This is a genomic window from Streptomyces sp. NPDC057543, assembly GCF_042801895.1.
Classification (GTDB): Bacteria; Actinomycetota; Actinomycetes; order Streptomycetales; family Streptomycetaceae; genus Streptomyces.
The window spans coordinates 17,257-27,934 of sequence record NZ_JBHVFF010000083.1; the positions used below are offsets into that span (position 1 = coordinate 17,257).

General features: G+C 69.5%; 8 protein-coding genes. 5 read left to right on the forward strand and 3 right to left on the reverse strand.

The genetic code is table 11. The features are described 5' to 3' along the window. Positions 1-62 precede the first annotated feature (62 nt). Positions 63-2,048 carry a threonine--tRNA ligase gene (gene thrS, locus ACFU8Q_RS16620; RefSeq protein ID WP_383753500.1) on the forward strand — a complete coding sequence of 662 codons (1,986 nt, stop codon included), beginning with the start codon at positions 63-65 and terminating at the stop codon, positions 2,046-2,048. A 40-nt stretch (positions 2,049-2,088) separates the two neighbouring features. Here thrS and ACFU8Q_RS16625 read toward each other — a convergent pair whose 3' ends face one another. After that, the gene (locus ACFU8Q_RS16625; protein WP_384453746.1) at positions 2,089-2,766 is read right to left on the reverse strand and encodes a potassium channel family protein; all 678 of its coding nucleotides are present in this window, start codon (positions 2,764-2,766) and stop codon (positions 2,089-2,091) included. A 66-nt stretch (positions 2,767-2,832) separates the two neighbouring features. Here ACFU8Q_RS16625 and ACFU8Q_RS16630 point away from each other — a divergent pair, with 66 nt between their 5' ends. Continuing rightward, on the forward strand, positions 2,833-3,393 hold the full coding sequence (locus ACFU8Q_RS16630; RefSeq protein ID WP_384453749.1) for an HIT family protein: 561 nt from the start codon (positions 2,833-2,835) through the stop codon (positions 3,391-3,393). A 66-nt stretch (positions 3,394-3,459) separates the two neighbouring features. On the opposite strand, the gene ACFU8Q_RS16635 is transcribed toward ACFU8Q_RS16630, so the two are convergent. Together ACFU8Q_RS16635 and ACFU8Q_RS16640 are read right to left on the reverse strand one after the other, a co-directional pair. After that, positions 3,460-5,130, reverse strand: coding sequence for a hypothetical protein (locus ACFU8Q_RS16635; protein ID WP_384453766.1), 1,671 nt, complete (start codon positions 5,128-5,130; stop codon positions 3,460-3,462). A 147-nt stretch (positions 5,131-5,277) separates the two neighbouring features. Beyond that, entirely contained in the window at positions 5,278-7,503 is a 2,226-nt protein-coding gene (locus ACFU8Q_RS16640) for an elongation factor G-like protein EF-G2 (protein ID WP_384453769.1), read from the reverse strand. Positions 7,504-7,771: 268 nt separating this feature from the next. Between ACFU8Q_RS16640 and pgsA the strand changes: the two genes are divergently transcribed. Genes pgsA through ACFU8Q_RS16655 form a run of 3 tightly spaced genes read left to right on the forward strand, consistent with a single transcriptional unit; the run spans position 7,772 to position 10,589 of the window. Then, positions 7,772-8,452, forward strand: coding sequence for a phosphatidylinositol phosphate synthase (pgsA, locus tag ACFU8Q_RS16645; protein WP_384453752.1), 681 nt, complete (start codon positions 7,772-7,774; stop codon positions 8,450-8,452). After that, on the forward strand, positions 8,449-9,384 hold the full coding sequence (locus tag ACFU8Q_RS16650; protein WP_384453755.1) for a phosphatidylinositol mannoside acyltransferase: 936 nt from the start codon (positions 8,449-8,451) through the stop codon (positions 9,382-9,384). Before pgsA ends, ACFU8Q_RS16650 begins: the two co-directional genes overlap by 4 nt. Next, the gene (locus tag ACFU8Q_RS16655; protein ID WP_384453758.1) at positions 9,381-10,589 is read left to right on the forward strand and encodes a glycosyltransferase family 4 protein; all 1,209 of its coding nucleotides are present in this window, start codon (positions 9,381-9,383) and stop codon (positions 10,587-10,589) included. Before ACFU8Q_RS16650 ends, ACFU8Q_RS16655 begins: the two co-directional genes overlap by 4 nt. Positions 10,590-10,678: the final 89 nt, after the last annotated feature.

Sequence of the window (10,678 nt, forward strand, 5' to 3'; positions counted from 1 at the left end):
GTACGATTCGTATCGCACGCGCACCACGCATGCGTGCGTACCCCCTGAGTCAGGAGAGACCGGTGTCAGACGTCCGTGTGATCATCCAACGCGATTCCGAGCGGGAAGAGCGCGTGGTGACGACGGGCACTACGGCAGCCGAGCTCTTCCCCGGCGAGCGCACCGTTGTCGCCGCCCGGGTCGCCGGTGAGCTGAAGGACCTCGCGTACGCCGTCGCCGACGGCGAGGTCGTCGAGCCCGTCGAGATCTCCTCCGAGGACGGCCTGAACATCCTCCGGCACTCCACCGCGCACGTCATGGCGCAGGCCGTTCAGCAGCTCTTCCCCGAGGCCAAGCTGGGCATCGGCCCGCCGGTCAAGGACGGCTTCTACTACGACTTCGACGTCGAGAAGCCGTTCACTCCCGAGGACCTCAAAGCCATCGAGAAGAAGATGCAGGAGATCCAGAAGCGCGGGCAGAGGTTCTCCCGCCGGGTCGTGACGGACGAGGCCGCGCGCGAGGAGCTGGCGGACGAGCCGTACAAGCTGGAGCTCATCGGCATCAAGGGCTCCGACTCCGTCGAGAACGCCGGCGACGGCGCGGATGTCGAGGTGGGCGGCGGCGAGCTGACCATCTACGACAACCTCGACCCGAAGACCGGCGAGCTGTGCTGGAAGGACCTCTGCCGCGGCCCGCACCTGCCCACCACCCGGTTCATCCCGGCGTTCAAGCTGATGAGGAACGCCGCGGCTTACTGGCGGGGCAGCGAGAAGAACCCCATGCTCCAGCGGATCTACGGGACGGCCTGGCCCACCAAGGACCAGCTGAAGGCGCACCTGGAATTCCTGGAGGAAGCCGCCAAGCGCGATCACCGCAAGCTCGGCAACGAATTGGACCTCTTCTCCTTCCCGGACGAGATCGGCTCCGGTCTCGCGGTCTTCCACCCCAAGGGCGGCATCATCCGCCGCACCATGGAGGACTACTCGCGCCGGCGGCACGAGGAGGAGGGCTACGAGTTCGTCTACTCGCCGCACGCCACCAAGGGCAAGCTCTTCGAGAAGTCCGGCCACCTGGACTGGTACTCCGAAGGCATGTACCCGCCCATGCAGCTCGACGAGGGCGTGGACTACTACCTCAAGCCCATGAACTGCCCGATGCACAACCTGATCTTCGACGCGCGCGGGCGTTCGTACCGTGAACTGCCGCTGCGCCTCTTCGAGTTCGGCACGGTGTACCGGTACGAGAAGTCCGGCGTCGTGCACGGCCTCACCCGGGCCCGCGGCTTCACGCAGGACGACGCGCACATCTACTGCACCAAGGAGCAGATGGCGGAGGAGCTCGACAAGACGCTCACCTTCGTCCTGAACCTGCTCCGCGACTACGGTCTGACCGACTTCTACCTGGAGCTCTCCACCAAGGACCCGGTCAAGTTCGTCGGCTCCGACGAGGTGTGGGAAGAGGCCACCGAGACGCTGCGCCAGGTCGCCGAGAAGCAGGGCCTGCCGCTGGTCCCGGACCCGGGCGGCGCCGCGTTCTACGGCCCGAAGATCTCCGTGCAGGCGCGCGACGCCATCGGCCGTACCTGGCAGATGTCGACCGTCCAGCTCGACTTCAACCTGCCGGAGCGCTTCAACCTGGAGTACACCGGCCCGGACGGTGCCAAGCAGCGCCCGGTCATGATCCACCGTGCCCTGTTCGGTTCCATCGAGCGCTTCTTCGCCGTGCTGCTGGAGCACTACGCGGGCGCGTTCCCGGTGTGGCTGGCCCCGGTCCAGGCGGTCGGCATCCCGATCGGCGACGCGCACATCCCGTACCTCCAGGAGTTCGCGGCCAAGGCGAGGAAGAAGGGGCTGCGGGTCGAGGTGGACGCCTCGTCCGACCGGATGCAGAAGAAGATCCGGAACCAGCAGAAGGCCAAGGTGCCCTTCATGATCATCGCGGGCGACGAGGACATGGCCAACGGCGCCGTCTCCTTCCGCTACCGCGACGGATCGCAGGAGAACGGCATCCCCGTCGAGGACGCCATCGCCAAGATCCAGAAGGCCGTCGAGGACCGCGTCCAGGTCTGACGGGTACGTGACGGGTACGTAGTGGGAGACCCCCGGAGAGCTACCCGCCCTCCGGGGGTCTCTTCTCGTCCTCCCGCCGGAAGACCTGCAGCAGCCACGACGAGAACGAACCCGTCACCGCCCCGAGCAGCGCCAGCCCGCAGGCCATCAGGCCCGATGCCACGACCCGGCCGCTCGGGGTGACCGGCACCGTGTCCCCGTACCCCACCGTCGTGAGCGTCTCGCAGGCCCACCACACCGCGTCGCCGAACGTGCGGATCGAGGCACCCTTCGCGGTGTGTTCCTGGTGGTACACGGCGAGCGCGGCGGAGAAGCCGAGCAGCAGGGCGCTCACGCCGGCGTAGGCGATCACGCGCGCGTACAGGCTCAGCCGTGGCTGCGCCCTGCGCTGCTGGACCGCCATGTAGAGCCGGATCAGGCGCAGCGGCCGCAGCAGGGGAAGCAGCAGGACCACCGTGTCCAGCCAGTGCACACGGACGAATCGGTGACCGAGGCCGCTGAGACGGAGCCGTACCGCGTAGTCCGCGGCGAAGACCAGCCAGGTCGCGCAGACCAGTGCGAGGGCGACCTCGCGCCAGGGCCGGGCGTCGTGCGGGGCGAGCACGCGGACCGCGTAACCGAGCAGGAAGAGCAGCGAGGCGCCGAAGAGGGGCACCTCCGTGCGCTGCTCCCAACGCCTGAATCGAGGAGGGGTGGAGTCCGCGGGCTGGTCGATCACCGCCTCAGCATCGCCGGGCGCCGCAGGGTGCGGCCCCGGCGACACGCTGCCCGGGAGCGAAGCAATATGCTGATCGGCATGACGAGTGAGCCGGAGCAGCAGATCGGAGTCGGGACGCCCGACGCGTTCCAGCGCCTGTGGACGCCCCACCGGATGGCGTACATCCAGGGCGAGAACAAGCCGTCCGGTCCGGAGGCCGGCGATGGCTGTCCGTTCTGCTCGATTCCGTCGCAGTCGGACGAGGACGGGCTTGTCGTGGCGCGCGGCAAGCATGTCTATGCCGTGCTGAATCTGTACCCGTACAACGGTGGTCATCTGATGGTGGTGCCGTACCGGCATGTCGCGGACTACACGGAGCTGGACGGTCCGGAGACGCTGGAGCTCGCCGACTTCACCAAGCGGGCGATGGTGGCTCTGCGGACGGCGTCGGGGGCGCACGGGTTCAATATCGGTATGAACCAGGGGGCCGTGGCGGGAGCCGGTATCGCGGCCCACTTGCACCAGCACCTGGTGCCGCGCTGGGGTGGTGACACCAACTTCATGCCGGTGGTCGGGCACACGAAGGTGCTGCCGCAACTGCTCGCCGATACGCGCAAGATGCTGGCCGACGCCTGGCCGGTGGGCTGATCCCGGCTGTTGCTTCGAAGGGGCCGCCCCGGTCTTCGCCTTTTCGCCGGGACGGCCTTTCGCTGTCTATGCGTCGTACAGGTCGGCCTTGCGCGGGGTCGGGTCCTGGACCAGGCCGCTCAATATCATCGAGCGGTTGTCGAAGCGTTCGGTATCCACCCCGTTCTCCTCCAGGACGCGCAGGGCGGCGCTGTGCACGGCGCGCAGGACGGGGGTGGCGGCGCGCATCGCGTCATCGGCCATGAAGCGGTGGCGCCAGGGCTTCTCGGCCCAGGCGTGGCGCAGGCCGAACGGCTCCGGCAGGGCGATCTTGCCACCCAGGTAGTCGAGGAGCGGCGGGTACCAGGTGAAGGGTGCGCGCAGGGCGAGGCGGACGACTTCGCGGGGTTCGACCAGCGCGAGGGTGATGTCGCGGGTCTCCCAGAACCGGACGGTCTTGTTGACGGTCTTGGTCTTGGCCGCGGGCTTGCTGGTGAAGAGCGAGTGGACCGGGCCGAGTGCGTGTCCGGTGACTTCGATGCGCAGGGTTTCGTAGAGCACCGTGACCGTGATCATCATGGTGATGACCAGCTGGCCGTCCCAGAGGGTGAACTGGACGCCCAGGTAGTGCCGGTCGCCGCCGCCGAACTGCTGGTGGTTGCAGATCCGCTGTATCTCGTGCGGCTTGATCTGGAAGGTGGCGACGTCCTCGCCGTCGGGTCGGGAGACCGAGTCGGCGTTCTCGCCGACGGGGGAGACGATCCAGTGGGTGACCGACGGGGTGGGGAATCCGCCGGTGTTCAGCGGGCCACGCTCCAGCACCTTGAGCTGGTCGTGGATGACGCGTATCAGGTCCCAGCTGCGGAACTGGTGGAATTCCTTGCCGGGTTCCTTGGAGACGAGTTCTTCCGCGAGCTGCCAGCTGCCCCAGCGGGTTCCCATGCCGAGGATTCCCTTGGGGCCCGCGTAGAAGACCGAGTTGGACTGCTGCTCGGCGGAGAGCTTCTCCAGGCCCTGGCGCAGTGCCTCGCGGGACGTCTCGTTGGGGTTCTTCGGTACGGCCTCGGGGATCTTGGCGATGACGCCGCCGCCGGAGAGCAGTCCTTCCCAGCGGGCGCGCATGTCCTTGGCGGAGGATTCGGCGATCCGCTTGGCGATGTACCAGCCGATGACGGGCGCGACGATCATCGCCCGTACGTAGAGCGCCAGGAATCCGGTCAGCGGCAGCTTGATCAGGAAGAACAGGGCCACGATGCCGATGACCGGGAGCAGGGCGTTGCCCAGGGCGGCGAGTGCCTTGTCCTTGGTGCCGCCGAGCCCGTCGCGCAGTCGGATGGCGATGACCCAAAGGATCATGCCGGGCAGGAAGAGGAAGCCGAACAGGGCCGTGACGGCGGTCAGTTTGGTGTCGCGTGCCCTGCGGAGGCGGGTCGCGGACAGGCAGTGTTCGACGACGGTCTGCGGGTCGGTCCCGAAGGACTGGATGAGGGCCTTCCGGGCACCGCCCAGCATGCGTTCCTGGACGGCGCGGGAGAATGCCTCGCCGAGATTGGGCTTGAAGTAGTCGGACTTGAAGAGCTTGGAACGGCCTGCTTTGACTTCGGACTTGTGCCATTCGCTGTTGGCGTCAAGGATCGTCTCCACCGGGCTGTCGCGGTACGCGGCGGAGGCGAGGGCGTTCGTCGCAACCGCCTGTCCGCCCGAGCCCTGGAGCGGGATCTGCGCTCCGGGAGAGAAATCGAATCCGTCGTTGGCCACTGTCGCCCCCACTTGCCGCCATGGAACCGCTCCTGCGGCTGTTTCCCAACTGCCGTGCCCGGCACACCTTCTGAGCTGGGACCACAGCGTATCGTCCGGATCAACACGCCGCCCGCCCCTGTGGACAAGGGCGGGCGACAGAGTCGATTACGCGTCATTCGGGTTGTTCTGCTGCTGTTCGCGGATGCGTTCCGCGAGCTGTGGGGGCATGGCTTCGTGCCGTGCGTACGCCCGGTCGAAGCGACCGGCGCCATGGGAGAGGGAGCGGAGCTCGATGGCGTACCGGCCGATCTCCAGCTCGGGCACTTCGGCCCGTACGAGGGTGCGTCCGGGGCCGGACTGTTCGGTTCCGATCACTCTGCCGCGCCGTCCGGACAGATCACTCATGACCGGCCCGACGTAGACGTCGGGGACCAGGACCCGGACCTCGGCGACGGGTTCGAGGAGCTGGATGCGGGTGTCCGCGGCCGCTTCGCGCAGGGCCAGGGCGCCCGCGGTCTGGAACGCGGCGTCGGAGGAGTCCACGGAGTGGGACTTTCCGTCCCGCAGGGTGATGCGTATGTCGACGAGCGGATGTCCGGCCGCCACTCCGCGCGCGGCCTGGGCGCGCACGCCCTTCTCGACGGACGGGATGAACTGGCGCGGTACCGCTCCGCCGACCACCTTGTCGACGAATTCGATGCCCGAACCCGGGGGCAGCGGCTCCACATCGATCTCGCAGATGGCGTACTGGCCGTGGCCGCCGGACTGCTTCACATGCCGGCCGCGCCCGGTCGCGGCGGCGGCGAAGGTCTCGCGCAGCGGCACCTTGTGGGGTATGGAGTCGACCTGGACCCCGTAGTGGCTGCGCAGCCGGTCGAGCGCCACGTCCTGATGGGCCTCGCCGAGGCACCACAGGACCACCTGGTGGGTGTCCTGGTTCTGTTCGAGGCGCATGGTCGGGTCCTCGGCGACGAGCCGGGAGAGCCCCTGGGAGAGCTTGTCCTCGTCGGCCTTGCTGTGGGCCTGGATGGCGAGCGGCAGCAGTGGGTCGGGGGTGGCCCAGGGGTCCATCAGCAGCGGCTGGTCCTTGGCGGAGAGGGTGTCCCCGGTTTCGGCGCCGACCAGTTTGGCGACGCAGGCCAGATCTCCGGCGATGCATGCGGTGAGGGGCTGCTGCTGTTTGCCGGAGGGGGCGGAGAGGGCGCCGACGCGTACCACCGCCTCGTGGAAGGGGCGGGTCTCGTGGCCGGGGTCGGTGAGGCCGTGGCCGAAGACGTGGACGGTTTCGTCGGGGCGCAGGGTGCCGGAGAAGACGCGTACGAGCGAGACGCGGCCGACGTACGGGTCGGAGGCCGTCTTGACGACCTCCGCGAGGAGCGGGCCCTGCGGGTCGCAGGTGAGGACCGGCCGGGGCGCGCCGTGCAGTGGGGTGACTTCGGGGAGTGGATGCTCCCGCGGGGTCGGGAAGCCGCCGGTGATGAGGTCGAGGAGCTCGACGGTGCCGACGCCCTGGCGGGCACCCTCGGCGGCCGGGGCCGCGGTGAGTACGGGGTGGAAGGCGTCCCGGGCGACGGCGCGTTCCAGGTCGTCGATGAGTGTCTTGATGTCGATGTCGGCACCGTCGAGGTAGCGGTCCATCAGGGTCTCGTCCTCGCTCTCGGCGATGATTCCCTCGATGAGCCGGTTGCGGGCCTCCTGGAGCGGGGCCTGCTGGGCGCCGGCGGGCGGGTGCTCCTGCCGCTCGCCCGAGGAGTAGTCGAAGATCCGCTGGGTGAGGAGTCCGGTGAGGCCGGTGAGCGGGGCGTGCCCGTCGGGGCCCTCGGGGCCGAGGACGGGCAGATAGAGCGGGAGTACGGCGTCGGGGTCGTCACCGCCGAAGATCTCGCCGCAGATCCGGGTCATCCGGTCGAACGAGGTGCGCGCGGTGTCCAGGTGGGTGACGACGATGGCGCGGGGCATGCCGACGGCGGCGCACTCGTCCCACACGGCGCGGGTGGCGCCCGCGACGGCGTCGGCCTCCTGGGCGGCGGACACGATGAACAGGGCCGCGTCCGCTGCGCGCAGACCGGCCCTGAGTTCCCCGACGAAATCCGCGTACCCCGGGGTGTCCAGCAGATTGATCTTGTATCCGCCCCATTCGACGGGGACGAGGGAGAGCTGTACGGAGCGTTGCTGGCGGTGTTCGATCTCGTCGTAGTCGGAGATCGTCGTGCCGTCCTCGACCCGGCCTGCCCGGTTGACCGCACCCGCGGTCAGGGCGAGGGCCTCGACGAGGGTGGTCTTGCCGGAGCCGCTGTGGCCGACCAGCACCACATTACGTATCGATGAGGGCTGGTCGGCCGTCGCTGCCCTGCCGGCGGCCCCGGTGTGTACATGTGCCTTGTCGCCCATGATGCGTGCCTCCCAGATAGTGGCGCGGAGCGGGAAGAAGAGCCGGCGCGGTGTGGGGAGAAGGGTGTACGGGCACGGGGGAGCCGCCGCGGCGGCTACGGCGACGCCCGCGGTAATTCGAGCTTTCCACTCCAGCCGGGTCGCGTCCATACGTCGAGCGCCGCCGCGCGACGCCGGGTGCCCGGACGGTGGAGTCCGGCGGGCGTGACTACGATGGGCCAGCCGGTGGCCGAAGGGGCCGCTCGGCCCACCGACCCTCGGGAAGGCCATGCTGAACAAGTACGCGCGTGCATTTTTTACGCGTGTCCTCACACCGTTCGCCGCACTGTTGCTCCGTCTCGGCGTGAGCCCCGACGCGGTCACTCTGATCGGTACGGCCGGGGTGATGGCAGGTGCGCTGGTCTTCTTCCCGATGGGGGAGTTCTTCTGGGGCACGATCGTCATCACGATCTTCGTGTTCTCCGACCTCGTCGACGGCAACATGGCCCGGCAGGCCGGTATCTCCAGCCGCTGGGGCGCGTTCCTGGACTCGACCCTCGACCGGGTCGCCGACGGGGCGATCTTCGGCGGATTCGCGCTCTGGTACGCGGGCAAGGGCGACGACAACGTGATGTGCGCGGTCGCGATCTTCTGCCTGGCGAGCGGACAGGTGGTCTCGTACACGAAGGCGCGTGGTGAGTCGATCGGGCTGCCGGTCGCGGTCAACGGGCTCGTGGAGCGCGCCGAGCGGCTGGTGATCTCGCTGGTCGCGGCCGGGTTCGCCGGTCTGCACAAGTTCGGTGTCCCCGGGATCCAGGTCCTGCTGCCCATCGCGCTGTGGATCGTCGCCGCGGGCAGCCTGGTGACGCTCGTGCAACGAGTCGTGACGGTGCGCCGTGAGTCCGCCGAGGCCGACGCCGCCGAGGCCGACGCCGACGCCGCGGACCGGGGGAGCGGGGCCGCGCAGTGAGCGGCGCACCGGGTGACGCGCGGACCGGCCTGCGGGACCGGCTCACCGACGGGCTGTACGGGTTCGGCTGGGCCGCTGTGAAGAAGCTTCCCGAGCCGGTCGCCCGGGCTCTCTTCCGCACCATCGCCGACCAGACGTGGAAGCGGCGGGGCAAGGGAGTACTGCGGCTGGAGGCGAATCTGGCGCGGGTCGTGCCCGGGGCGTCGCCGGCCCGGCTCGCCGCGCTCTCCAAGGCCGGGATGCGCTCGTACATGCGCTACTGGATGGAGTCGTTCCGGCTGCCCACCTGGAGTCCGGCGCGGATCAAGGCGTCCATAGAGGTGACGGACGCGCACCGGCTGACCGACGGGCTGGACACCGGCCGCGGCGTCATCCTGGCCCTGCCGCACCTGGGGAACTGGGACCTGGCCGGCGCCTGGGTCACCACCGATCTCGAGGTGCCCTTCACCACGGTCGCCGAGCGGCTCAAGCCCGAGACGCTGTACGACCGGTTCGTGGCCTACCGCGAGGGGCTCGGCATGGAGGTCCTGCCGCACAGCGGCGGTGCCGCCTTCGGCACCCTGGCGCGACGGCTGCGCGCGGGCGGCCTGGTCTGTCTGGTCGCCGACCGCGACCTGTCGGCCTCCGGCGTCGAGGTGACGTTCTTCGGGGACACCGCGCGCATGCCCGCTGGACCGGCGCTGCTCGCCCAGCAGACCGGGGCACTCCTGCTGCCCGTGACACTCTCGTACGACGAGACGCCCGTGATGAAGGCCCGCATCCATCCGCCGGTCGAGGTACCCGAGTCAGGCAACCGTGACGAGAAGACGTCCTCCATGACACAGGCGCTGGCCGATGCCTTCGCCGTCGGGATCGCCGAGCATCCGGAGGACTGGCACATGCTGCAGCGGCTTTGGTCGGCCGACCTGGAGAACCGGGAGGACCGGCTGTGAAGATCGGCATCGTGTGCCCGTACTCCTGGGACGTGCCGGGCGGCGTGCAGTTCCACATCCGGGACCTGGCCGAGCACCTGATCCGGCTGGGGCATCAGGTGTCGGTGCTGGCGCCCGCCGACGACGAGACTCCGCTGCCGCCGTACGTGGTCTCCGCGGGCCGGGCCGTCCCGGTCCCGTACAACGGCTCCGTGGCCCGGCTGAACTTCGGCTTCCTCTCGGCCGCCCGGGTGCGCCGCTGGCTGCACGACGGCACCTTCGACGTGATCCACATTCATGAGCCGACGTCGCCCTCGCTGGGGCTGCTCGCCTGCTGGGCCGCGCAGGGCCCCATCGTCGCGACGTTCCACACCTCCAACCCCCGTTCCCGGGCGATGATCGCCGCGTATCCGATCCTGCAGCCCGCACTGGAGAAGATCAGCGCGCGCATCGCGGTGAGCGAGTACGCGCGCCGGACCCTGGTCGAGCACCTCGGCGGTGACGCGGTCGTCATTCCGAACGGGGTCGATGTCGGCTTCTTCGCCGGCGCCGAGCCCAAGGCCGAGTGGCAGTCGGAGGGGGCGCGAAGCCCGGTCGAGGGCGGTGGCGGGAGACGACAGGGTGGCACGATCGGCTTCATCGGGCGCATCGACGAGCCCCGCAAGGGCCTGCCGGTCCTGATGAGGGCGCTGCCCGCGATCCTTGCCGCACGGCCGGACACCAGGCTGCTGGTGGCGGGCCGGGGCGACGAGGAGGAGGCCGTCGCCTCACTGCCCGAGGAGATGCGCGGGCGCGTCGAATTCCTCGGCATGGTGAGCGACGAGGACAAGGCGCGGCTGTTGCGCAGCGTCGATGTGTACGTCGCGCCCAATACGGGCGGCGAGAGCTTCGGGATCATCCTGGTCGAGGCGATGTCGGCCGGCGCGCCGGTCCTGGCCAGCGATCTGGACGCGTTCGCGCAGGTCCTGGATCTGGGCGCGGCGGGCGAACTCTTCACCAACGAGGACGCGGACGCGCTGGCGGCGGCGGCGATCCGGCTGCTCGGCGATCCGGAGCGGCGAGCGGAACTGCGCGAGCGGGGAGTCGCGCACGTGCGGCGCTTCGACTGGTCGACGGTCGGTGCGGACATCCTCGCGGTGTACGAGACGGTGACGGACGGCGCGGCATCCGTGGCGGCCGACGAACGCACGGGCCTGCGCGCCCGCTTCGGACTGGCGCGGAACTAGTGCCCCTCCCGGCAAGCTTTGCCCCGTCGCGCCGCCCAGCACGCACTCCCCCAAGGCCTTGAGGGCCAGGGGGGACCCCCTTCCGCGTT